Annotated in this window: 19 protein-coding genes; 13 read left to right on the top strand and 6 right to left on the bottom strand. The window is 67.9% G+C overall.

Annotation, left to right across the window (positions count from 1 at the left end; all coding sequences use genetic code 11):
- The first annotated feature begins 5 nt into the window (after positions 1 to 5).
- Positions 6 to 716 carry a GntR family transcriptional regulator gene (locus tag C8E99_RS15705; RefSeq protein WP_170144494.1) on the top strand — a complete coding sequence of 237 codons (711 nt, stop codon included), beginning with the start codon at positions 6 to 8 and terminating at the stop codon, positions 714 to 716.
- A gap of 146 nt (positions 717 to 862) precedes the next feature.
- A complete protein-coding gene (gene manA / locus C8E99_RS00555; RefSeq protein ID WP_115930637.1) occupies positions 863 to 2,224 on the top strand; it encodes a mannose-6-phosphate isomerase, class I in 1,362 nt (453 codons plus the stop codon).
- Between the two features lie 99 nt (positions 2,225 to 2,323).
- Here the strand turns inward: manA and glpX are convergent, their stop codons facing one another.
- Complete coding sequence (glpX, locus tag C8E99_RS00550) at positions 2,324 to 3,289, bottom strand: class II fructose-bisphosphatase (RefSeq protein ID WP_245952411.1); 966 nt, start codon at positions 3,287 to 3,289, stop codon at positions 2,324 to 2,326.
- Between the two features lie 212 nt (positions 3,290 to 3,501).
- Here glpX and C8E99_RS00545 point away from each other — a divergent pair, with 212 nt between their 5' ends.
- Both C8E99_RS00545 and C8E99_RS00540 read left to right on the top strand, forming a co-directional pair.
- Positions 3,502 to 4,152, top strand: coding sequence for a DUF4245 domain-containing protein (locus C8E99_RS00545; protein WP_115930636.1), 651 nt, complete (start codon positions 3,502 to 3,504; stop codon positions 4,150 to 4,152).
- A gap of 38 nt (positions 4,153 to 4,190) precedes the next feature.
- Complete coding sequence (locus C8E99_RS00540) at positions 4,191 to 4,862, top strand: carbonic anhydrase (protein ID WP_115930635.1); 672 nt, start codon at positions 4,191 to 4,193, stop codon at positions 4,860 to 4,862.
- A gap of 15 nt (positions 4,863 to 4,877) precedes the next feature.
- Here the strand turns inward: C8E99_RS00540 and C8E99_RS00535 are convergent, their stop codons facing one another.
- The gene (locus C8E99_RS00535; protein WP_245952005.1) at positions 4,878 to 5,564 is read right to left on the bottom strand and encodes a response regulator transcription factor; all 687 of its coding nucleotides are present in this window, start codon (positions 5,562 to 5,564) and stop codon (positions 4,878 to 4,880) included.
- Complete coding sequence (locus tag C8E99_RS00530; RefSeq protein WP_115930633.1) at positions 5,561 to 6,883, bottom strand: sensor histidine kinase; 1,323 nt, start codon at positions 6,881 to 6,883, stop codon at positions 5,561 to 5,563. Before C8E99_RS00530 ends, C8E99_RS00535 begins: the two co-directional genes overlap by 4 nt.
- Before the next feature lie 166 nt (positions 6,884 to 7,049).
- Here C8E99_RS00530 and C8E99_RS00525 point away from each other — a divergent pair, with 166 nt between their 5' ends.
- The 3 genes from C8E99_RS00525 (at position 7,050) to C8E99_RS00515 (ending at position 10,404) form a co-directional block, all read left to right on the top strand.
- Complete coding sequence (locus C8E99_RS00525; protein WP_245952004.1) at positions 7,050 to 8,189, top strand: ABC transporter permease; 1,140 nt, start codon at positions 7,050 to 7,052, stop codon at positions 8,187 to 8,189.
- Positions 8,190 to 8,275: 86 nt separating this feature from the next.
- On the top strand, positions 8,276 to 8,956 hold the full coding sequence (locus tag C8E99_RS00520) for an ABC transporter ATP-binding protein (RefSeq protein ID WP_115930631.1): 681 nt from the start codon (positions 8,276 to 8,278) through the stop codon (positions 8,954 to 8,956).
- 11 nt (positions 8,957 to 8,967) lie between these two features.
- On the top strand, positions 8,968 to 10,404 hold the full coding sequence (locus C8E99_RS00515) for a class II fumarate hydratase (protein WP_115930630.1): 1,437 nt from the start codon (positions 8,968 to 8,970) through the stop codon (positions 10,402 to 10,404).
- Positions 10,405 to 10,478: 74 nt separating this feature from the next.
- Here the strand turns inward: C8E99_RS00515 and C8E99_RS00510 are convergent, their stop codons facing one another.
- Positions 10,479 to 10,985 carry a prepilin peptidase gene (locus C8E99_RS00510; RefSeq protein ID WP_115930629.1) on the bottom strand — a complete coding sequence of 169 codons (507 nt, stop codon included), beginning with the start codon at positions 10,983 to 10,985 and terminating at the stop codon, positions 10,479 to 10,481.
- Between the two features lie 58 nt (positions 10,986 to 11,043).
- On the opposite strand from C8E99_RS00510, the gene C8E99_RS00505 reads away from it, so the two are divergent.
- Positions 11,044 to 11,691: a rhomboid family intramembrane serine protease gene (locus C8E99_RS00505; protein ID WP_115930628.1), complete on the top strand. Its 648-nt coding sequence runs from the start codon at positions 11,044 to 11,046 to the stop codon at positions 11,689 to 11,691.
- A 407-nt stretch (positions 11,692 to 12,098) separates the two neighbouring features.
- Here the strand turns inward: C8E99_RS00505 and phoH2 are convergent, their stop codons facing one another.
- The gene (gene phoH2, locus C8E99_RS00500) at positions 12,099 to 13,397 is read right to left on the bottom strand and encodes an RNA 5'-3' helicase PhoH2 (protein WP_245952410.1); all 1,299 of its coding nucleotides are present in this window, start codon (positions 13,395 to 13,397) and stop codon (positions 12,099 to 12,101) included.
- A 486-nt stretch (positions 13,398 to 13,883) separates the two neighbouring features.
- Between phoH2 and C8E99_RS00495 the strand changes: the two genes are divergently transcribed.
- Positions 13,884 to 15,518, top strand: a complete 1,635-nt coding sequence (locus tag C8E99_RS00495; RefSeq protein WP_115930627.1) for a metallophosphoesterase — start codon at positions 13,884 to 13,886, stop codon at positions 15,516 to 15,518.
- A 43-nt stretch (positions 15,519 to 15,561) separates the two neighbouring features.
- Here C8E99_RS00495 and C8E99_RS00490 read toward each other — a convergent pair whose 3' ends face one another.
- Complete coding sequence (locus tag C8E99_RS00490; RefSeq protein WP_115930626.1) at positions 15,562 to 16,335, bottom strand: isoprenyl transferase; 774 nt, start codon at positions 16,333 to 16,335, stop codon at positions 15,562 to 15,564.
- Positions 16,336 to 16,526: 191 nt separating this feature from the next.
- On the opposite strand from C8E99_RS00490, the gene trhA reads away from it, so the two are divergent.
- The 4 genes from trhA to C8E99_RS00465 all read left to right on the top strand — a co-directional run bounded on the left by trhA (position 16,527) and on the right by C8E99_RS00465 (position 22,353).
- A complete protein-coding gene (gene trhA, locus C8E99_RS00485) occupies positions 16,527 to 17,273 on the top strand; it encodes a PAQR family membrane homeostasis protein TrhA (protein ID WP_115930625.1) in 747 nt (248 codons plus the stop codon).
- A 104-nt stretch (positions 17,274 to 17,377) separates the two neighbouring features.
- Positions 17,378 to 18,196: an MOSC domain-containing protein gene (locus C8E99_RS00475; protein WP_281269049.1), complete on the top strand. Its 819-nt coding sequence runs from the start codon at positions 17,378 to 17,380 to the stop codon at positions 18,194 to 18,196.
- A 152-nt stretch (positions 18,197 to 18,348) separates the two neighbouring features.
- Positions 18,349 to 19,014, top strand: a complete 666-nt coding sequence (locus C8E99_RS00470; RefSeq protein WP_115930624.1) for an NADPH-dependent F420 reductase — start codon at positions 18,349 to 18,351, stop codon at positions 19,012 to 19,014.
- A gap of 198 nt (positions 19,015 to 19,212) precedes the next feature.
- Positions 19,213 to 22,353 carry an S-layer homology domain-containing protein gene (locus C8E99_RS00465; RefSeq protein ID WP_115930623.1) on the top strand — a complete coding sequence of 1,047 codons (3,141 nt, stop codon included), beginning with the start codon at positions 19,213 to 19,215 and terminating at the stop codon, positions 22,351 to 22,353.
- The last annotated feature ends 85 nt before the right edge of the window (positions 22,354 to 22,438 follow it).

The following is a 22,438-nucleotide window of genomic DNA, read 5'->3' as shown; positions in this document are numbered from 1 at the left end:
GAGGGATGAAATCTGTCCATCGGCCTGCGAGCCTGACCGACCAGGCCGTGGAATCGATTCGGGCATCGATCGTCAGTGGTGATCTGGTTCCCGGGGAGCTGTACACGGCGACCGAGCTGGGCAACCAGCTCAACGTCTCCCGCACCCCGATCCGAGAGGCTCTGCAGGAGCTCGCCCGCCGCGGACTCGTCGAGATCGAGCGGAACCGCGGGGTGCGCATCCTCAGCACCTCGCTCCAGAGCCTGATCGAGGTGTTCCAGATCAGGCTCATGCTGGAGGCCCCCTTGGCCCGCCGCGCCACCCAGCTGAAGACCGCGGCCACGGCTGCCGACGTGGAGCAGGCTTATGAGGCCTTCCGACGCGCGGCGGAGGACGGCGACCCGGAACGGGTGCTCCGGGCAGACCGGGACTTCCACCGCACCCTGTTGGCCGGGGCTGGTAATGACAAGGCCAATCAGTTGCTCAGCGAACAGCGTGACTTCGTGCTGCAGACCGGCGTGGGGACTGTACCCACCTCGCGCACCGCACAGGAGTGCTTCGAGGATCACCGGGACATCATGGAGGCGTTCCGGGAGGGGCGGGACGCTGAGGTGGGCTCGGCCCTGGCGCGGCACATCAGCCACACCGCGTCCATGCTGATCACCCAGGAGACGCGAGATCGGCCCGAGTTCGCGGATACTCGGAGCGCCGAGGCCCTCGACTGGCTGGTGCACTAGCGGCTCCGTTCGTGCCTGGTGCGCCCCGCTGAAACGAACGGCGCGCACAACGAATGTGGTGGGGACAACAGTCAGCATAGTAGGTTGCATGCAACATGCAAGAACGATGCACCGGGTGGTCTCCGGTGGGTGGATAGGCTGGGAGCATGTTCCTGTTGCGCACCCCCATCCGTGACTACGCGTGGGGTTCCGCCACCCTGCTGGCCGAGCTCCAGGACCGGACTCCCACCGGCCGTCCGGAGGCGGAGATGTGGATGGGCGCACACCCTGGTGCTCCCGCTGGAGCGGTCCCGGCGAGCGATCCCGAGTCCGCGCCAGTGCCCCTCGACGAGCTGCTGGCCTCTGACCCGGAGACGCTGCTGGGCGAGGCCGCGCGCTACGGCAGCCTGCCCTTCCTCGTGAAGCTGCTGGCCGCGGGGCGCCCGCTGTCGATCCAGGCCCATCCGGCCCTCGAGCAGGCCCGCGCCGGGTTCGCCGCCGAGGAGGCCGCGGATGTCCCGGTCTCGGCGCCCCACCGCAACTACCGGGATGACAACCACAAGCCCGAGATGCTCGTGGCCCTGACCCCCTTCGCCGCCCTGTGTGGATTCCGCTCGGCCCAGGATGCCGGCACCTCGTTCTCCCGACTGGCCCAGGTGCTGGCCGAGAACATGGAGGACCACGACGCCGGCCCGCCCGGCCTCGCAGACGCCGCACCCGGCGTACCCGGCGCGGCCTACGCGTCCGCCGCGTCGACCTCCGAAGTCTCGGTGGCCCAGACGGTGGCCGGCTACGCCGACCTCCTCTTGCACGGCGGAGGAGAACCCGACCGCGATGGCGTCGACGGTGGGGGCAGCCCGGCGCTCGAGCGCGTCTTCGCGGACCTGCTCGACCCCGCCGGGGACTGGTCCTCAGGCACCTGGGTGACGGCCGTCGTCGCCGCCTTGAAGAAGGCTCCGCGGGCCCTGGACGAGGATCTGAACCTGTCCACGGCGGTGGGGATCGCCGAGCACTATCCGGTGGACCCGGGTGTACTGGTCTCGATCCTGCTCAACCGCGTGGATCTGGCGCCGGGCCAGGCGATCCACCTGCCGGCCGGCAACGTCCACGCCTACCTGCATGGACTGGGCGTGGAGGTCATGGCCGCCTCGGACAACGTGCTGCGCGGCGGGCTGACACCCAAACACGTGGACGTCCCCGAGCTGCGCCGGGTCGTCGCCTTCGAGTCCGTGCCGGTGCCGTACTGCGCCCCTATCGCGGAAGGGGACGGCCATCTGGTGTTCCGTCCGCCGTTCGAGGAGTTCCAGGTCGAACGGCTGGATCTACCCGCCGCCGACGGCACCACCCTGACCGCCCGCGGTCCGGTCCTGGCGGTGTGCACCGCCGGACGGGTCCGGGTCGAGGCCGGCACCGAGGCGGCTGTACTGACCCCCGGGGAGTCAGTGTTCCTGACGGCGGCCGATGCCGCCGCGATCGTTCATGGCACCGGCGAGGAGCCGGCCACCCTCTTCTCCGTCACCCTCCCCTGACAACAGAGAACTGGCGGTCGATTTCGCCCTATTCCGGCCGGTTACCCGCCAGTAAATTGGTGCGATCTCGACCGCCAGTTGTGAAGGAGTGGTGGCAGCTCAGCGCACCGGCAGGGCGTCCGGGCCGATCCAGGGCTCCCACTTGCGGGCCTGGTGCTCGGCCTCGATCACGCGCACGGTGCCGGACTTGGAGCGCATGACCATGGACTGCGTGGTCACGCGGTCGTTGTAGTAGCGCACGCCGCGCAGCAGGTCACCGTCGGTGATGCCGGTGGCGGCGAAGTAGGCGTTGTCGGTCTTGACCAGGTCGTCGGTGGTGAGGACCGCGTCCAGGTCATGGCCTGCGTCGATGGCCCGCTGGCGCTCGGCGTCGTCAATCGGGGCCAGCCGGCCCTGGATCACACCGCCGATGGCCTTGATGGCGCAGGCGGTGATGATGCCCTCCGGCGTGCCACCGATCCCGAGCAGCATGTCCACATCCGTGTCATGGCGGGCCGCGGCGATGCCCCCGGCCACATCACCGTCCATGATGAACTTCACGCGGGCACCGGCGGCGCGGATCTCGGCGACCAGCTTCTCGTGGCGCGGCCGGTCCAGCACGCACACGTTCAGCTGGCTGATGGGCTTGCCCAGGGCCTTGGCGACCAGGTGGATGTTCTGCTTGATGGGCAGGCGGAGGTCGACGAAGTCAGCGGCCTCCGGTCCCACGACGAGCTTGTCCATGTAGAACACGGCCGAGGGGTCGAACATGGCACCGCGCTCGGCCACGGCGAACACGGACAGCGCGTTGGGGTAGCCCATGGCGGTCAGTCGGGTGCCGTCGATCGGGTCCACGGCAACATCCACCTCGGGCCCGGTGCCGTCACCGACGTTCTCGCCGTTGAAGAGCATGGGTGCCTCGTCCTTCTCACCCTCGCCGATGACCACCACACCGTTCATCGCGACGGTGTCCATGAAGGCGCGCATCGCGTCCACGGCGGCGGCGTCCGCCGTGTTCTTATCCCCGTAGCCCACCCAGTGGCCGGCGGCGATGGCGGCGGCCTCAGTCACTCGAACCAGTTCCATGGCCAGGTTGCGATCCGGCTTGGTCCCGGACACGGCCAGGCTCGGGCTGAGGATGCTGCGATCCGTGTGATGCGGCTCCGCGGTGCGCGACCGTGCCGTGTCGGTCTGAACGTCATTGTTCTCGGGCTGGTCAGTGGTCACCGAAATACTCCGTCTGTGGGGGAACGTCTCCAAATCCATCCTAGTGTCCCGGCTGATGGCAGAATGGACCGGTGACTTCCCCTCAGCCCGAGACCGATCCGGCCGCCGGCTCGGCCGACAGTTCGGTTCCCAGCCCGGCTCCCGGTCCGGTCCCCAAGCCACGACTGACGCAGAAGCAGGCCAAGCGGGCCGGACAGTCCGCACGGGCCATGGTGATCTCCGTGCTGGCCACCCTGGCCATCGCCCTGCTGGTGGTGTTCATGAATCCCAGCAGCACTGAGGAGACCTACGAGCGCACCGTGGACGTCACAGCCACCGCCGAACAGGCCTCGGCCACGGCCGGCTTCTCCGCCGTCGCCCCGCGCGTCCCTGCGGACTGGAACGCCACCTTCGCCCGGTGGAACGGCGCCGGCGTGGACCAGGTGGAGTTCTGGGAGGCCGGGTACGTCACCGCCGGTGACGACTTCGCCGGGTTCAAGCAGACCGTCCAGGCCAATCCCACGTGGCTGTCCCAGCAGATGGACAACGCGCCCCTGACCGGGACCCGCTCCGTGGATGGGACCACGTGGGACTTGTACGAGCCGGCCGACGGTGACCGGCATATGGTGACAGAACTGGACGGGACCACCATCCTCATCACTGGCTCCGGTGATCTGGCCGCGATGGACACCCTGGCTGCCGCTATCCAGGACTCCATCCACGATTCCGCCGAGGACAACTGACGTCCACTCAGCAGCTCAATAACTAGGAAGCAGAACCGATGACCGACAGTGCCGACTTGAAGAACGCCACCTCTCCGTCCTCCTCCCCCCTGACCCCCTCGGCCGCGTGGGACCTGCTGCGAGCCGGCAACGAACGCTTCGTGACGGATGCCTCCAATCACCCCAACCAGGATGCCGCTCGCCGTGCCTCCCTGACGCACGAGCAGCATCCGGTGGCCGTGATCTTCGGTTGCTCGGACTCCCGGCTCGCGGCGGAGATCATCTTCGACGTGGGGCTGGGCGACGTCTTCGTGGTCCGCACCGCGGGCCAGGTGATCGACGACGCCGTCCTCGGCTCCCTCGAGTACTCCGTGGATATCCTCGACATCCCGCTGATCGTGGTCCTCGGCCATGACAGCTGTGGCGCCGTGACGGCCGCCGTGGAGTCCTACGTGTCCGGCGAGATGCCCCCGGGGTTCATCCGCTCCCTCGTGGAACGCATCATCCCCGCCGTGATCTCCGCCCGGCGTGCCGGAGTCAAGGACGTCAACGGCACGGTGGCGGAGAACGTGCGCCAGATCAGCTCCCGCCTGATGGAGTCCTCGATGTCCGTGTCCAAGGCCGTCAACGAGGGCCGCACGGCCATCATCGGCGTGACCTACTCCCTGGCCAACGGTTCCGCCAACCCGGTCAATATCATCGGCGACTTGGACCCGGACGAGGTCGGCTAGCAGGTCGGGCGGGCTTCACCCCCGGATCAGGTGCCGAGACCGCGCGACGGTCACGGCCTCGGTGCGGTTGGCCACGCCGAGCTTGCCGAAGATGTGGTTCAGGTGGGTCTTGACGGTGGCCTGTGAGATGAACAGGCCCGCGGCGATCTGCTGGTTCGTCCGGCCCAGCGCCAGCTGGTCGAGGATGTCGATCTCCCGTGGGCTCAGGGCCTGTTCCTGCCCGCCTCCGCTGCCCAGGGCACGCCGGGCCAGGTCCCCGGAGAGGGTCCAGGTCCCCGCGGCGGCCTTCACCACGGCGTCGCGCAGTTGATCGGGAGAGGCGTCCTTCAGCAGGTACCCCAGCGCCCCGGCGGCCAGAGCCGCCTGGACATCGGAGACCGCACCATAGGTGGAGACGATGAGCACGGGAAGCTCCGGGTGGCTCCGCCCCAGCCCCTCGGTGGCCTCGATCCCGGTGGGCCCCTCCCCCAGTTCGATGTCCATCACCACCACGTCCGGACCGTCCTCGTGGGTGATCAATCGGTCCACGGCGGCCAGCGCCTCGGCGGCCGTGGACGCCTCCGCCACCACCTCCAGGTGGGCCACAGATTCCAGTACGGCCCGCAATCCGGCCCGCACCACCGGGTGGTCGTCCACGAGCAGGATGCGGATCGGTTCGTCCCGCTGCCTCCCCTGGCCCGTCATGCCAGTCATGTCTGTCATGCCCTTTCTCCCCACCGCGGCACGCTCAGTGCCACCACCGTTCCGGTGGCCCCGTCCCCGTTTCGGGGCTCGAAGGCGTCCTCGACCGTCAGGGTACCCGCGGCCGTGTTCGCCCGCTGCCGCATGGTGGTGATCCCGAAGCCCTCGGGCCGATCGCCGCGACCCGCGCCGTCGTCGAACACGTCCAGGGTCACCTCGTCCCGGTGCACCACGAAGGTGACCACGCAGCGCCTCGCCCGCGCATGCTGCAGCACGTTGGCCAGCGCGGACTGGGCCACCCGCAGCACGATGGTCGCCGCCTCTGCGCCCATGGGAGGATCGCCGGCCTCGCCGCCCGGGCCGGCGTCGGGCCCATGGAACTCGACCGTAAGGTCCGAGCCGGCCGACCGCGCCGTGTCCTGGGTGGTCCGGCAGGTGGCCAGCAGCTCGGCGGACAGCCCCGCGCCCGGGCCGCGCTGCTCCACGAGGGCACGGGCCTGGGCCAGGTTCTCCACGGCGGAGCGTTCGATCTGCTGCAGTTGTCCGGCCAGGGGTTCGGCGGAATGCTGCTCCTGGGCGGCGCGGGACAGCAACACCACGGAGGCCAGGCCCTGCGCCAGGGTGTCATGCAGGTCCTGGGCCCAGCGTTCCCGTTCCCGCATGGCCCCGGCGTGGCGTTCGGAACGGGCCAGGTGGTCGCGGGTGGCCTGCAGCTCGGCCGCGATGCGCCGCTGGGTGCGGGCCTCGGCATAGAACAGCGAGTAGGCGGCGGACATGGCCACGGCCACCACTGCCCCGATGACGGGCCCCACCACGGCCCCGATGCCGAGCCGGCCCTCATGCCACCAGAACCCCAGGAACACCGTCACCGTCAGCAGGACCACCAAGACGATCGCGATCGGCACAGACCGTGACCCCACCACGTGCAAGTGGAGGAAGAACAGCGGGAATGCGAGCCAGGCGAAGTCCACGTGCACCGCCATCAGGCCCAGCCACGTGAGGGTGACGGCGATCAGCCAGGCCAGCTGGGCCCGCACGACGATCTGTCCCTCGCCAAGAGAACTGCGGTCACTGCGCCGCTTCTCCAACACGGTCCCGGCGAGGTAGACGATCGCGAACACCGCGGCGAGGGAGGCGATCTGCCACACCAGGCCATGCTCTCCCGAACGGATCGCGGGGACCAGGGACCGGACCAGACCGATGGCCAGCAGTCCCGCCACGGTGACGTGCAGGATGATGCGCATGGCTGCGAGCAGTGCCGGCATGCGGGTGTCGTCCGAGGGCCTCGGCAGTGGGCGGACACGTGTCCTGGCCGGTGGTGTCATGCGCTCGGAACCCATGGGTGCAGGGTAGCCCGGTCCGGGCGGCGGCGGATGCCCCCGAATCAACCGAAGGGTTGACCCATCAGTGGCCGGGTGGTCGATGTGCGCTGCCGCCTGGGACGGGAGGCTGGATATCAGCCACACCGGCCATCCACCCTCCGTTCCACACCAAGGAGCCCCTCCCGTGTCCTCTCCAACGTTCCTGTCCCTGAGGGACGTCCGCTTCTCCGCCGGCCGCTTCACCCTGATGGGGGCCGTGGTGGGCCTGATCAGTCTGTTGCTGGTCTTCCTCACCGCACTGACCAACGGGCTGGCCCACCAGAACATCTCCGCTGTCTCAGCGTGGGATGACGCCGCCACCGATTCCGCCGAGGTCACGGTGGCCTTCGGTGCCGCCCATGCCTCGACCATGGACGACGTGGAGACGGATTTCACGGCCTCCTCCGTCACCACGGGCCAGCTTGAGGGCTGGCGTCAGGACGCCGGGGTCGAGTGGGCCGAGCCCGTGGGCGTGGGTCAGGCCCGTGCCGATTCGGGCAGTGCCGTGACCGCGGTGACCCTGTTGGGGCTGGAACCTGACTCCCGCCTGGTCCCGGGATCCTCGGGTGCCGCAGCGGACGCCGCCGGTTCCCTCGAGGATGGGGCCCTGATCAGCGCGACCGCCGCCGAGCAGCTCGGCGTCTCTGCCGGGGACGAGGTGTCCATCAACGGACAGGCCGTGCCCATCGCCCAGACCATCGAGGACAGCTGGTACTCCCACACCCCCGTGCTCTACCTACCCCTGCAGACGTGGGCCAGCCTCACGCATGCTCCCGAGGGAACCGCCTCGGTGCTGGTCGCAGGAACCGATCCCGACGCCGGCCACCAACCGGCCGCGGCCGCCGAGACCATCACGGTGGCCACGGACGTGGACGGCGCCCTGGGCGCCCTGCCCGCCTACTCCTCGGAGAACGGATCGCTCGTCATGATGCAGGCGTTCCTCTACGGCATCTCCGCCCTGGTGATCGCCGCCTTCATGGCCGTGTTCACCCTCCAGCGCACCCGGGACATCGCCGTGCTCAAGGCGTTGGGCGCCACCACCGGGTGGGTCGTCATTGACGCCCTCACCCAAGCCGGGATCGTGCTGCTGGCCGGGGCCGCCCTCGGCGGTGCCCTGGGCCTGGGCGGGATCTCGCTGGCCTCCGGCGCGGTCCCGGTCCAGGTGGATGCGGCCGCCGTCGCCATCCCCGTGCTGGTCACCGTGCTGCTCGGGATGGTGGCCTCCGTGGCGGCCGTCTGGCGGACATGCCGGGTGGATCCGCTCGTCGCCCTCGGCGGCGGCTGAGCCGGCCATCGGTTCGAGCGCAGCCCCCTCTTCCTCTTCCTCTTCCTCTTCCTCTTCCTCGACCTCCGACCACTAAAGGACCTCCCATGCTGCACCTGTCCAACGTCACCCTGACCTACCCCGACGGCGAGAACAGCACCCTCAACGCGCTCGACTCCGTGGAGCTCACCGTCCCGGCCGGCCAGATGCTCGCACTCGTGGGCCCGTCCGGCTCCGGCAAGTCCTCCCTCCTGGCCGTGGCCGGGGCGCTGGTCTCCCCCACCTCCGGCACCGTCCACATCGGCTCGACCGAGATCACCGGGGCCAGCCAGGCCGAACGGGCCCGGATGCGGCTCAACGAGATCGGCCTGATCTTCCAGCAGCCCCAATTGATGCCCTCGCTGACGGCCGTCGAGCAACTGCAGCTGGTCGGGGTGCTCCGTGGCCACCGGCCCCGTGCGGTCCGGGACGCGGCTCTGGAGTCACTGGCCGCCGTCGGGATGGCCGAGGCAGCCCGACGGCGTCCCCACCAGCTCTCCGGCGGCCAGCGGCAGCGGGTGAACATCGCCCGGGCGCTCATGGGCGAGCCCTCGGTGCTGTTGGTCGATGAGCCAACGTCGGCCCTGGACCAGCACCGATCCGCTGAGGTCATGGAGCTGCTGGCCACCCTGACAAGGGACCGGGGCACCGCGACGGTGGTGGTCACCCATGATCTGGAGTTCGTGGCGGTGGCGGATCGGGCGGTCACCCTGCGTGATGGGCGGCTGACCGAGCACGCGACGGTCTAAAGTGGGGAACCATGACCGATCTGACTTCTTCGCAGCAATCTTCCGAACAGCAGTTCCGCATCGAGCACGACACCATGGGTGAGGTCAAGGTCCCGGTTGACGCCCTGTACCGCGCCCAGACCCAGCGTGCCGTGGAGAACTTCCCGATCTCCGGCAAGACCCTGGAGCCGGCCCACGTCCACGCCCTGGCCCAGGTCAAGAAGGCCGCGGCCCAGGCCAATGCCGAGCTCGGCGTGATCGACGAGGAGCGCCGCGACGCGATCGTCGCCGCCGCGGACGAGGTCATCTCCGGCCAGCATGACGACCAGTACCCCATTGACGTGTTCCAGACCGGTTCCGGCACCTCCTCGAACATGAACACCAACGAGGTCCTCGCCAACCTGGCCACCCAGTCCCTGAAGGCCGCCGGCTCGGACGCCGAGGTCCACCCGAACGACCACGTCAACGCCTCGCAGTCCTCCAACGACGTGTTCCCGACCTCCGTGCACGTCGCCGTGACGGCGGGCCTGATCAACGACCTGAAGCCGGCCCTGGACCACCTCGCCGTGTCCCTGGAGAAGAAGGCCAAGGCCTTCGAGAACGTCGTCAAGTCCGGCCGCACCCACCTCATGGACGCCACCCCGGTGACCCTGGGCCAGGAGTTCGGCGGCTACGCCGCACAGGTCCGCTACGGCATCGAGCGCATCGACGCCTCCCTGCCGCGCGTGGCCGAGGTCCCCCTGGGCGGCACCGCCGTGGGCACCGGCATCAACACCCCGAAGGGCTTCTCCGCCCGCGTCATCGAACTGCTCGCCCAGGAGACCGGCCTGCCGCTGACCGAGGCCCGCAACCACTTCGAGGCGCAGGCCAACCGCGACGGTCTGGTGGAGGCCTCCGGCCAGCTGCGCAACATCGCGTACTCGTTCATGAAGATCAACAACGACCTGCGCTGGATGGGCTCCGGCCCGAACACCGGCCTCGGCGAGATCGCCATCCCGGACCTGCAGCCGGGCTCCTCGATCATGCCGGGCAAGGTCAACCCCGTGATCTGCGAGGCCGCCATCATGGTCTCCGCCCAGGTCATCGGCAACGACACCACCATCTCGCTGTCCTCCACCAACGGCGCCTTTGAGCTGAACGTGGGCATCCCGGTGATGGCCGCGAACCTGCTCGAGTCCATCCGCCTGCTGGCCAACACCGCGCGCGTCATGGCGGACAAGATGATCGACGGCATCGAGGCCAACGTGGAGCGCTGCTCGTTCCTCGCCGGCGCCTCGCCCTCGATCGTGACCCCGCTGAACAAGGTCATCGGCTACGAGGCGGCCGCCAAGATCGCCAAGCACTCCGTGGCCCAGAAGATGACCGTCCGTGAGGCCGTCATCGATCTCGGTTACGTGGAGCGCGGCGAGGTCACCGAGGAGCAGCTGGACGCGGCCCTGGACACCATGTCCATGACGCACCCCGCCTGACCTTCCACCACGGGGCGGGCAAGACGGCGACTCGTCTTGCCCGCCCCGTCCGTCTCAGAGGCAAGCAGCCGGAGTCAGAACAGCAGGGTCACTGCCGTGCCCAGCAGCATGGCCGGACCGAATGGCAAATGCGTGGAGCCCGTGGCCCGCCGGGTCAGCACCAGGGCCAGCGCCACCACTCCCCCGGCCACGAAGCCCAGGACGACGGCCCCGAAGAGTTGGTCCCAGCCGAGCCACCCGGCATAGAGGCCCAGACCGCCGGCCAGTTTGACGTCCCCCATGCCCATGCCGGTGCGGCTGATCAGGTGCAGGAGCAGGATCAGCCCCAAATACGCCACGCCTCCGCCGAGCATGGACCAGAAGCGCGACCAGCCGACGTCGTCCGCGAGGCAGGCCAATCCGAGCGTGACGGCGCCGCCGGCAGCCAAGGTGCCGGTCCACCGATTGGGCAGGCGGTGTTCACGCAGATCACTGCGGGTCAGGACGGCCGCGCACACGCTGAAGACGGCCAGGGACCCCAGAACGGCGGCCAGCAGCAGCCAGTTCCCGTCATGGGCGGCCTCGGCCAGGATCGTCGGCATCCTCCCAGACTAGAACGGCCTGCACCCACCGTGGGATTCGGCTCACTAGGCTGTGGACATGTCCGATCCCGTGCAGCGCCCCTCGTCACGCCACCAAGTCACCGACCGTCTGCGGTCCTATCCCGTGTGGATCCAGCGCGCCCTGCCCGTACTCGGGCTCGTGCTGGTCATGTGGATACTCGAGATCATCGATCTGTTCCTCGGCGGCCGGCTCAACCAGTTTGGGATCCAGCCCCTCGACCCGGCGGGACTGCCCGGCATCCTGTTCGCACCGCTGCTGCACTCCGGTTTCGGTCACCTGCTCTCCAACACCCTGCCGTTCCTGGTGATGGGCGCCATGATCGCCTGGCTGACCCGCAGGTGGTGGGTGATCACGGCCGGCATCTGGCTCCTGGGCGGTTTCGCCACGTGGTTGATCGGCGGCATGGGGACCAACCACATCGGTGCGTCCGTCATCGTCTACGGCTATGCGGCCTTCCTGGTGACCTACGGGATCCTGTCCCGGCGGTTCACGGCGATCGCAGCCGCCGTCGTGGTGGTGCTGCTCTACGGAGGGATCGTCTGGGGTTTCCTGCCGATCAACCCGCGCGTCTCCTGGCAGGGGCACCTCGCCGGCGCTGCGGCAGGTGTGGTGGTGGCGTTCGCCGACACCCGGCAGGCCCGCCGTGACCTGCGCGAACGCCGCAATGGTGCGCTGGTGCAGTAGCTGGTGCCATGACCGGTGCCGTCGTTAGGGCACTGGCGGGGCCGGCCGGAAGACTGTCCGATAGTCCCGGTCAAGACTGGCCAGAAGTCGATGGTGTGACTTTCGCTAAAGTGGTAGGCAACCACGCTAAACGTCGGTATGCTGGAATGGCTTCCATCCGTGCGACACCGACTCATCACTCGTGAACCGTCGTGGAAGCGCTCTAAACTCCATGGCCTCCATCCCGTTTCAAGGGGCCATGGCTGCGGTGGATCATCCCCGGTCCCCTCATCCCCCCTCCGCGGGGACCCGGACGGATTCACCCTCAGGGGCCGCTGCACTCGTGCAGCGGCCCCTGTTTCTTTAACTTTTCTTTGATTACCGTCGGCTCGCGCTCTACCCGGCTTTGACCCGGACGCCGCCTTGCCTCAGATACTGGCGTCCTCCAGCAACTCCGTCACCAGCGCGGCGATCGGCGAGCGCTCCGAGCGGTTCAGCGTCACATGACCGAACAGCGGTTGGCCCTTCAGGGTCTCGACCACGGCGGCGATCCCGTCATGACGGCCCACCCGGAGGTTGTCCCGCTGGGCGACGTCATGGGTGAGGATGATCTTGGAGTTCTGCCCCATACGGCTCATCACCGTCAGCAAGACGTTCTTCTCCAGGGACTGGGCCTCGTCCACGATCACCCAGGAATCATGCAGGGAACGGCCGCGGATATGGGTCAGCGGCAGGACCTCGAGCATGCCGCGGTCCACCACCTCATCCAGAACCTCCGTGGACACCAGCGCGCCGAGGGTGTCATACACAGCCTGACCCCAGGGGTTCATCTTCTCGTTCTCGGAGCCGGGCAGGTATCCGAGTTCCTGCCCACCGACGGCGTACAGCGGGCGGAACACCACGACCTTGCGGTGCTCCCTGCGTTCCATCACGGCTTCCAGACCGGCGCACAGGGCCAGGGCCGACTTGCCGGTGCCGGCCCGCCCGCCGAGCGAGACGATCCCCACGGAGGGGTCCAGCAACATATCGATGGCCAACCGCTGTTCCGCCGAGCGACCGTGCAGGCCGAAGACGTCCCGATCCCCGCGCACCACCTGGGTGTTGCCGTGCCGATCCACGCGACCCAGCGCCGACCCCCGCGGGGAGGTGATCACCAGGCCGGTGTTGACGGGCAGGCCGCCGGTCTCCGTCAGGGCCACCGGCTCGTTGTCATACAGGGCGCTGATCTCCTGCTCGGTGGCCATAACCTCCGCCGTGCCGGACCAGCCGGAGTCCTTCACCAGCTCATTGCGGTACTCATCGGCCTGCAGGCCCATGGCGGAGGCCTTCACGCGCATCGGCAGGTCCTTGGAGACCACCGTGACGTCCCGGCCCTCGTCCGCGAAGTTCTTGGCGACGGCGAGGATCCGCGAATCGTTGTCCGCGCTCCGGAAACCGTGGGGCAGCACGTCCACGGAGATGTGGTTGAGTTCCACCCGCAGGCAGCCGCCTTCCGTGCCGAGGGGGATCGGCGTGTTCAGGGGGCCGTGCTCGATCCGCAGTTCGTCCAGCAGTCGCAGCGCCTTGCGGGCGTAGTACCCCAGATCCGGGTCGTCCCTCTTCTTCTCCAACTCGGAGATGACCACGATCGGCAGGATGACCTCGTGTTCGGCGAAGCGCAGGACCGCCCGGGGATCGGACAACAGCACGGACGTGTCCAGCAAGTAGGTCTTCTCACCCACGCTCATCCGCTCGGCAGGCTGCGTGGTGGCCGGGGTGACGGTGGCCGGGACGGCGATCAGATTCTCCACGGTGGACTCCAGACCGGGGCGCACGCCCCGATGATCGAGGGTGGGATGGGACGGTCCGACCCGGGGCCGGAACGGCCCCCGCTGCGTGCTGTCTGGAGTGACGGCATACGGCCTGGCCTTTCCGATCAATCCACGGGATGCGGATCCGGAACCAGGTGGCCCGTTCGCTCCCGCCGTTGACTGATACCACCACCGTAGGACGAGGCGCCGTGATTTCCGCGCAAGCGGCCCGTGTGACGCGATGAAGTTTCGGTGAACCTGAAGGGAACCCGGAGTCGGCCGCTCAAACCTCCGCCCGGCCTGACCGCCTGGAGCGCTTCGCAACTTTTCCTCATGGCCATGACCTGGTCACCCGTCCAACATCACACCGTTGCTGCCGCTTCCTAGGTTCTGGATGTCGATCGCCAGACGAAGGAGACCACCATGGACACCCATGATCCCGCAACCCGGACCGGGGTGCCCCGCCGAACCCTGCTGACCGCGGGCGCTCTCAGTGCAGCCACCGCCAGTTTCGGTGCCGGCCTCGTCCCACCCGGTGCGGCAGCCTCCTCGCCCGGGAATCGGGCCCGCGGCCCACAACGCGGCCCCGAGGTGCTCTTCAGTGAATCGTTCGACGACGTTCGCAGGCCCACGGGATTCACGCACAATGCGCCGAAGGGCTGGACGAACGAGGCCTCTGGCTTCAACACCGGCGAAGGCCGCTGGGCCGGATGGACCTTCACCGACGTCCGCGAGTGGACCTGGGCCGTCGGAACCGATGAGCGCCACTGGTTCACCGGCGGCTTCGGCACCTTCGCCGTCCTCGAGAGCGAACACCACCGCCTCGATCAGGAAAGCGCCGCCGTCCTGAACGCGACTCTGACCACACCGCTGGTCAATGTTCGCGGCCATCGCCAGATCGAGTTGACTTTCGATTCCCACTACAAGCAGGGCCGCAGTGCGCAATCGGCAGCCGTGACGGTCTCCTTCGATAGAGGCCCGTTCCGTGACCTGCTCGTCTACAGCGAAGACAAGTACACCAGCCACGAACAGATTCCCGTTGACGTTCCACCGGGGGTCTCTGCCGTGCGATTCGCCTGGGAATACCGCAACGGACACAATGACAAGTGGTGGGCCATCGACAATATCCAGGTCCGCATCCCGCTGGGGACACTGGCCGACGATGCCGAGCCGCAAGCGACCATCGATGTCATCTCCGACATCCACGTTTCGGACTCCTCTGACCGCTACGACAGGGCCATCAACCAACTCAATGCGATGACCCCGGCCGCCGGTGCGCTCGTGATCAATGGCGACGGGGTGGAACTCGGAGTCCAGGCCCACTATGACGCACTGGCTTCCGCGCTGTCCGCCAACCCGCACGCCTCCGGGAACGTTCTCTACTCGGTGGGCAACCACGAGATGCTCGGCAAGGAGGGCTCGGACGTCTACTTGAACCGCTACCTGAGCGTGGCCGGCGTAGACAAGCCATACTTCGAGCGCGTCGTCAACGGACTGCCCCTAATCGTCATCGGCACCGAGTACTTCGGGGACACCGAACGCGAGGGGCGCGAGCCATACAACAATTTCTCGAACAGACAGCTTCGGTGGCTTGATGACCGACTTGAGCATTGGCGCCGCAAGGGACAGACGGTCCTGTTGTTCAACCATTTCGTGTTGCCGTACACGGTGTCCATGACACACAGCGCGTGGGAGCAGAACAACTACGAGAACATCGATGACTTCAACGCCGTGGTCGGCAAGTACACGAACATCTTGATGATCACCAGCCACACCCACAGCGACGTGAACCTCAATGACTGGTGGGGCACATACAGGGTCGCCGATCCGGATAACCCCGCGGGATTCCAGGTGGTCAACAGCGGAGCCATCCTCAATGCAGGTGTCCCGGATGGTGACGTCGAAGGCGAACGGCTCGAAGGCGACCACTCCACCGGTCTTCGCATCCTTCTCTATGAGGACCGCATCCGAGTGGTCGCCTACGATTTCGTGGCCCAGCAGAGCCTGAAGCACCAGGACTTCCCGATCGGAATCAGCACCGGCAGGGGCCGCCGCTGATACCGGCACTCCCCGCCGGGGACGGCCGCTCCGGCGTCGTGCGTCAGGAGCCGAAGCGCCGCTTGCGGGAGGCGAAGTCCCGCAGAGCCCGGACGAAGTCCACGCGGCGGAAGTCCGGCCAGAGGGCTTCGCAGAAGTAGAACTCGGAGTAGGCAGACTGCCACATCAGGAACCCGGACAGCCGCTGCTCCCCGGAGGTGCGGATCACGAGGTCGGGGTCCGGTTGCCCGCGCGTGTAGAGGCGGCCGGAGATCTGCTCGTCACTGAGCTCACCGGCAACGGCAGCAGCGGAACGGCCCGCGGCGTCCGCCTCCAGCAGGAGCTCCTTGACGGCGTCCACGATCTCCCGGCGCCCTCCGTAGCCCACGGCCACGTTCACATGGACGCCCTCGGCATCGGCGGTCCGCGCCTGGAGATCGGCCAGGGTCTCGGCCAGCCCGGCCGGCAGCAGATCCGGGGCGCCGACGGCCTGGACCCGGACCCGGTGCCCGTTGGCCAGCCCGTCCCCGAGCCGCTTCAGGGTGTTGCCGATGATCCCCACCAGCTGGGACAACTCCTCCGGGGGACGGCCCATGTTGTCCGTGGAGAGCATGTACAGGGTGACGACCTTGATGCCGAACTCGTCGCACCAGCCGAGGAACTCATGGATCTTCTCCGCTCCGGCCTGGTGTCCGTCCGCCGTCGTCGCCCCGGAGGCCTTGGCCCAGCGGCGGTTGCCGTCCAGCACCACCCCGATGTGCCGGGGCAGCTTCTCGCGGTCGAGGCTGGAGGCCAGGCGGCGCTCGTAGAAGCTGTAGAGGACGTTCGGGAGGTTCATGGGCGTCCCCTGTCTGGCCGATGGACGTGCCGCAGATCCGAGCGGCACCTGAAACGTCGTGGTGTGGGTGGTTCGTCCGTTCCTACGGTAGCGAACTGCCAGGCCTGCGGTGCACCAGCGGCGCTCCCACCCGGCGAGCCGACCAGCTCTACCCACGGGTAACCCACGGCTTCCGGGAGTAGTCTGGGGCCATGGTTGATTCCCCCTCGGGCAAACCGCCCGCAGGCCGCGCGGCTGCCGCGCCCCAGCATCACGCCAGACCCGCACGGACGTGGCGGCTGGACCGGATCATGGATCCCGAGCATCCCGAGTTCAAGCCCCGGCTCCGAGGCATGAGCCACGCCGTCATGGCGCCGCTCACCCTGGTCGCCGGGATCGTCCTGGTGGCTATGGCCCCCACGGTAGGCCTGAAGTGGGCCAGCGCGATCTATGCGCTGACCGGCCTGCTGCTGTTCTCCGTCTCGGCCGTCTACCACCTCGTGCAGTGGTCGCCGCAGGTCGCCCTCGTACTGAAGCGCATCGACCACACGAACATCATGCTGGTCATCGCCGGCACCTACACGCCCTTGGCTCTGGCCCTGCTGCCGGAGGACAAGGCCACCCTCCTGCTGGCCGGCGTATGGATCGGGGCGCTGGCCGGCGTCGCCTTCCGTGTCTTCTGGACCTCGGCTCCGCGCTGGCTGTACACCCCGGTCTACATCCTGTTGGGAATGGCGGCCCTGCTGTACATCGGCGACTTCTTCGCCGTGAGTCCGGCAGCGGCCGTCCTGGTCTGCGTGGGCGGCGCGTGCTACATCATCGGTGCCGTGTTCTATGCGTTGAAGAAGCCCAACTTCCACCGCGAGTGGTTCGGCTTCCACGAACTCTTCCACGCCTTCACCATCGGCGGCTTCGTCTGCCACTACATCGCGATCGTGCTGGCGGTCCTGCAAGTCTGACGTCTTCACAGACTCACAGGCTCACGCACGGGCGCCCTCATCCATCAGCCACCAGCCATCGGTCTGTTCCACCACGAGACGGGCGGTGGTGGTTGGATGGGGGCATGCCCACCGGACCCCGATCGCCCCGGCCCTCCAGCACGACCGGCATCCCCGCCACGTCCACCTCCCCCACCTCCCCTGCCTCCCCTGCCTCCCCCACCTGCACGGGAGCCCCTGCTTCCAGCGGAACAATCATCGCCGTGCGCGTGGGACGTGTCCGTACGGTGCAGTGGCGGGACGAGGAGGTTCTCACGGGCTCCTTCAAGGAACCGGTGGAGGGACCCGTGGACCTGGGACTCACCGGCCTGGCGGGCGATGAGCAGGGTGATGTGGTCCACCATGGCGGCCCCGAGAAGGCCCTGCTGTGCTACGGACGGGCCCACTACGCCGCCTGGCGGGCAGAGGGGCTCGACCTGCCGGAGGGCGCCCTCTTCGAGAACCTCACCGTGGAGGGCCTGACGGAGTCCGAGGTCTGCCTGGGGGACGTCTGGGACGTGGACGGAGTCCGGCTGCAGGTAACGCAGTCACGGCGGCCCTGCTGGAAACTGTCCTCACGATGGGGCGTCCCCGACCTGGCCCGCCGCGTGCAGTCCACCGGCCGCACCGGCTGGTACCTCCGGGTGCTGACACCGGGGACCCTGCAGGCCGGGCAGGTGATGAGACTGCTCGAGCGCAATCCGGGCGCGGTGGACCTGGCCGAGCTGTCCCGCGTGATGAACGTGGACAAGGGAGATATCCCGGCCATCGAGCGGATCCTGGCTTCCCCCGGCGTGCCGGGGCGGTGGCGGACTACCCTGCAGCGGCGCCTGGACGTGCACGGGGCACGAACGAGCGGCACGGGCGACTCGGACAAGGAGGACGCCGGCCGGTTGCGGGGGTGACCTCAGCCACGGCAGGAATACCCACGCCACCCGCCTGTGTTTCCTTCAGTGAAGTCTGACTCGAGAATCGTCTCGAGGACCATCGGTCTCGCGCGCCGCGTTCCGGCGCGGGCGTGAGTCACCGCAGTTGACCCACCACGGCGAAGGAATCCATGACGACCACGGCAGTCACTCCCGGCAGCATCGGCATCCTCGGCGCAGGCCGAGTCGGGGCAGCAGTGGCCCGCCGCGCGGTCGAATCGGGCTACGAGGTCCGCATTGCCACAGCCAAACCGGCCGGGGAGATCGCTCTGCTGGCGGAGATCGTCACGCCGGGCGCCGTCGCCGTCGATGCGGCAGGACTGGCGGAGACGGACCTGACCGTCATCGCGATCCCGTTGAGGAGGTACCGGGATCTGGACCCGGCGCACTTTGCCGGCCGGACCGTCGTCGACGTCATGAATTACTGGGCCCCCACGGACGGCGAGCAGTCGGATTTCGAGCGGGACGCCCGCTCCACCAGTGAGGTCATCCAGGACCACCTGCACGGCGCCCTGCTGGTCAAGTCGCTGAACCACATCGGCTACCACGACCTGGAGGCCGATCACCGAGTCCCCGGCGCTGCAGACCGCCGTGCCCTGGCCGTCGCCAGCGACCATGAGCAGTCACGAGCCCTGGTAGCCACCTTCATCGACCGGATCGGCTTCGATGCCGTCGACGCCGGCCCGCTCGCCGCCGGGCGTCTCCTTCAGCCGGGTACGGATGTCTTCAACGGCAGCCATTCGGCCTCGCAGTTGCGCGGCCTGCTGGCTGAGGCCTGCTTGGGGGCGCGGGCGTAAGGAGCGGCCTTTCTGGTGCGTGGCTGAGAAGAGGCTGAACGTTCACCGGGGGTTCACTCAAGGTCTGACCTGCGGCTCGATCGACTTGATGTAGTCGGTCCTGATGCCCAGGCATCGGATCCAGCCACCCCCAGCAACCCTGCCTGGTCCTGCCCTGAAGGCGGCCAGCCGGGTGACCCGAGTGAAGGAACATCTCGCATGCATCAGCGCCGCTTACTCGCCCCCGTGGCCGCCAGCGCCATCGGACTGTCCTTGGCCTTCGGCACTCTGCCGGCCATGGCCGCCCCGACCGCAGAGCCTACGTCTGTCTCGTACTCGAACATGGTCATGAACATCGGCGCCACGGAGGCCGACCGCAACTTCGTCTGGTATTCCTCCTCGGATTCCGCTGATCAGCAGGTGCGGCTGATGGAGAAGGACTCGGAGGACACCATCCAGCTGCTGGACTCCACGGACACCGGAACCTCGAAGGACTTCGCGGAGCTGACGTGGCACCACGCCGGGGTGACCGGTCTGAAGCCGGGCACCACCTATGTATGGCAGGCCGGCTCCGAGGCCGAGGGCTGGTCCGACTCCTACGAGTTCACCACCCAATCCGATGAGCGCCTCGACGTCCTCGTCTTCGGCGACACCCAGATCGGCTCCGGCGGGGGCATCCCGACCGACGGCGACGCTTGGCAGAGCACCCTGGATACCGCCCTGGAGGGCGTGCAGAACCCGGACTTCCTGCTGTCGGTGGGCGATCAGGTGAACATCCACGATGATCGCGGCGAGTACTCCGACTACCTGGCCCCGGATGGCGTACGCGAACACGCCCTGGCCACCAACATCGGCAACCATGATGACGGCAGCCGGGATGACGAGCAGCATTCCTACTCCGAGCACTTCAACATGCCCAACCGGACCGCCAACCCGGGTTGGAACAACGAGATGGGCAACTACTGGTACATCCAGGACGACACCCTGTTCGTCTCCCTGAACTCCAACCACCAGGTCGCCGCCGACCACGAGGAGTACGTGCGTGACGTGGTGGCCGAGCACGGCCAGGACGCGCAGTGGAAAGTCGCCACCTGGCACCATTCCTTGTACTCCACCGCCTCCCACGCCACCGACGGCGACGTCGAGGAGCGCCGCGAATGGATGCCCTCACTGATGACCGAGCTCGACTTCGATGTGGTGTTCTCCGGCCACGACCACGTGTACAACCGCTCGAACCTGCTCTACAACGGCCACCCGGTCAACAACCCCGTCACCGAGTCCAACCCGGAGGCGCCCTCCGAGCTCGCCAAATATGAGGGCGAGGTGCTGTACATGACCATGCAGTCCTCCACCGGCTCCAAGTACTACGGCATCCAGGACGGGATCGATTTCCCCTTCAACGCCGTCCAGTCCCAGCTGCGCACGCCGGCCTACGCGCACCTCGAGGTGGACGGGGATACCCTGAGCATCACCGAGCACCAGGTCGACGGCACGATCCTGGACCAGGTTTCCATGACCCGGCAGGGCGAGCCGAACCCGGTGGACCCGCCCGAAGGCATCGGCCAGACCGAGTTCGAGGGCCCCGGAGTCGTCGACACCCCGGTCGAGAACGTCGTCAACGAGGAGACCGGCGAGGTCACCGTGGAGGCCCGCACCCTCTCCCCGAACGACGACGTCGAGGAGAGCGTCGGCGACGGCGCCATGGACATCTCCTCCTCGGATATCGAGATCATCCAGGAGTCCCCGGGTGAAGAGGACCCGGACGACCAGTTCGCCGGACTGCGATTCGACCAGGTCGGCATCCCGGCCGGCGCCACCGTGACCGGCGCCCACCTGCAGTTCACCACGGACGAGCATGACAAGACCGGTGATCCCTTCGACGTGCAGATTCACCTCGAGGACAGCGCCGCCGCCGCGAAGTACACGGATGACGACTTCGCCGTGTCCTCACGCACTTACCTCGATGAAACCATCGCGTGGAAGGACGCCCCGGTCTGGACGGAGAACGGCGAGCAGGGCGAGGCCCAGCGCACTCCGGACCTGACCGCCTTGGTCCAGGCCGTCGTCGACCGTCAGGACTGGGCGCGGGGCGGCGCTCTGAACTTCAAGCTCTCCGGAACTGGCACTCGCACCGCCGAGGCCTATGAGGGTGGCGGCAGCGAGGAGGCTCCGAAGCTGATGGTCACCTACGTCCTGGAGGACGGGGTGACCGAGGTCAAGGGCGAGATCACCGAGAACCGAGACGACGTCGAACAGTATGTGGACGGTGACGACGCCGGGAAGATGGACCACGGGTCCTCCGACCTGGAGATCGTGGACGAGAAGACCGACCAGAAGCAGGCCGTCGGGTTGCGTTACGCGGGCCTTCAGATCCCCTCCGGGTCAGAGATCGTCTCCGCCCGGGTACAGTTCACCACCGACGAGACGGACAAGAACGTCGACCCGTTCAACGTCTCCATCGCCGCCGAGGCTGCCGACGACTCGGCGGCCTTCTCCGATGAGGCACACGACCTGACCTCACGCTCCCTGACCGAGGCCACCGCGGAGTGGTCCGGCATCCCTTCCTGGGACATCGAGCATGAGTCCGGCACCGACCAGCGCACCGCAGACCTCACCCCCGTGCTCCAGGAAGTAGTGGACCGCGAAGGCTGGACCGAAGGCAATGCGCTGTCCCTGGTGCTGACCGGCGAGGGCCAGCGCTCTGCCGAGTCGCGTGACGGTGAGGAGGATATGGCCCCGGAGCTGTGGGTCACCTACCGCGAGGCCGGCGAGGAGCCGACGGATCCGACCGATCCCGAGCAGCCTGAGGTGCCTGAGGTGCCTGAGGACTTCTCGGACAACGTCCCCGGCACTGTGTACTACACACCGGTGCGCTGGCTGCAACTGGAAGGCATCACCACCGGCTACACGGACGGCACCTTCCGCAAGTATGACGAGATCTCCCGCGGCGAATCGGTGGCCTTCCTCTACCGGTACCTCAAGCCAGAAGACGCCGGCACGCGGGAGGAACTCACCGACGTGAACGAGGACTCGTCATTCTTCGAGGCGATCGCCTGGGCAGACGCCGCGGGCGTGACCACCGGCTACGCCGACGGCACGTTCCGCTCGGGGCAGGACGTCACCCGCGCTGAGATCGTCACCTTCCTCTACCGGGCCTCCGGCGAGGACTTCAAGGCGCCAGCTGTCTCGCCCTTCCCGGACGTGAATGGGGCCGGCTCCCACTACGAGGCCATTGCCTGGGCCTCCTCCCAGGGGATCGTGAACGGATACCGGGACGGCAACTACCGCCCCCAGGACCAGATCACCCGTGCTGAGGTCGCCAAGGTGCTGCACTTCTTCGACAACCTGCAGGCCGGCTGACCGCCGGCATTCCGACGTCGGATGAGGCCCGTTCTCGCGCGATTCCGCGTGAGAACGGGCCTCTGTCGACCTAGTGCTGAGTGGT

It is taken from the genome of Citricoccus muralis (assembly GCF_003386075.1).
In the GTDB taxonomy this organism is placed as follows: Bacteria; Actinomycetota; Actinomycetes; order Actinomycetales; family Micrococcaceae; genus Citricoccus; species Citricoccus muralis.
This window is presented reverse-complemented; position numbering and strand designations above follow the sequence as displayed.

Coding starts and splice junctions, on each gene's coding strand:
- C8E99_RS00510 (WP_115930629.1), bottom strand. CDS start 10,985: ATGCCGACGATCCTGGCCGAGGCCGCCCATGACGGGAACTGGCTGCTG.
- trhA (WP_115930625.1), top strand. CDS start 16,527: ATGGTTGATTCCCCCTCGGGCAAACCGCCCGCAGGCCGCGCGGCTGCC.
- C8E99_RS00530 (WP_115930633.1), bottom strand. CDS start 6,883: ATGGGTTCCGAGCGCATGACACCACCGGCCAGGACACGTGTCCGCCCA.
- C8E99_RS00490 (WP_115930626.1), bottom strand. CDS start 16,335: ATGAACCTCCCGAACGTCCTCTACAGCTTCTACGAGCGCCGCCTGGCC.
- C8E99_RS00475 (WP_281269049.1), top strand. CDS start 17,378: ATGCCCACCGGACCCCGATCGCCCCGGCCCTCCAGCACGACCGGCATC.
- C8E99_RS00465 (WP_115930623.1), top strand. CDS start 19,213: ATGCATCAGCGCCGCTTACTCGCCCCCGTGGCCGCCAGCGCCATCGGA.
- phoH2 (WP_245952410.1), bottom strand. CDS start 13,397: ATGAGCGTGGGTGAGAAGACCTACTTGCTGGACACGTCCGTGCTGTTG.
- C8E99_RS00515 (WP_115930630.1), top strand. CDS start 8,968: ATGACCGATCTGACTTCTTCGCAGCAATCTTCCGAACAGCAGTTCCGC.
- glpX (WP_245952411.1), bottom strand. CDS start 3,289: ATGGAACTGGTTCGAGTGACTGAGGCCGCCGCCATCGCCGCCGGCCAC.
- C8E99_RS00505 (WP_115930628.1), top strand. CDS start 11,044: ATGTCCGATCCCGTGCAGCGCCCCTCGTCACGCCACCAAGTCACCGAC.
- C8E99_RS00520 (WP_115930631.1), top strand. CDS start 8,276: ATGCTGCACCTGTCCAACGTCACCCTGACCTACCCCGACGGCGAGAAC.
- C8E99_RS00470 (WP_115930624.1), top strand. CDS start 18,349: ATGACGACCACGGCAGTCACTCCCGGCAGCATCGGCATCCTCGGCGCA.
- C8E99_RS00495 (WP_115930627.1), top strand. CDS start 13,884: ATGGACACCCATGATCCCGCAACCCGGACCGGGGTGCCCCGCCGAACC.
- C8E99_RS00540 (WP_115930635.1), top strand. CDS start 4,191: ATGACCGACAGTGCCGACTTGAAGAACGCCACCTCTCCGTCCTCCTCC.
- C8E99_RS00535 (WP_245952005.1), bottom strand. CDS start 5,564: ATGACAGACATGACTGGCATGACGGGCCAGGGGAGGCAGCGGGACGAA.
- manA (WP_115930637.1), top strand. CDS start 863: ATGTTCCTGTTGCGCACCCCCATCCGTGACTACGCGTGGGGTTCCGCC.
- C8E99_RS15705 (WP_170144494.1), top strand. CDS start 6: ATGAAATCTGTCCATCGGCCTGCGAGCCTGACCGACCAGGCCGTGGAA.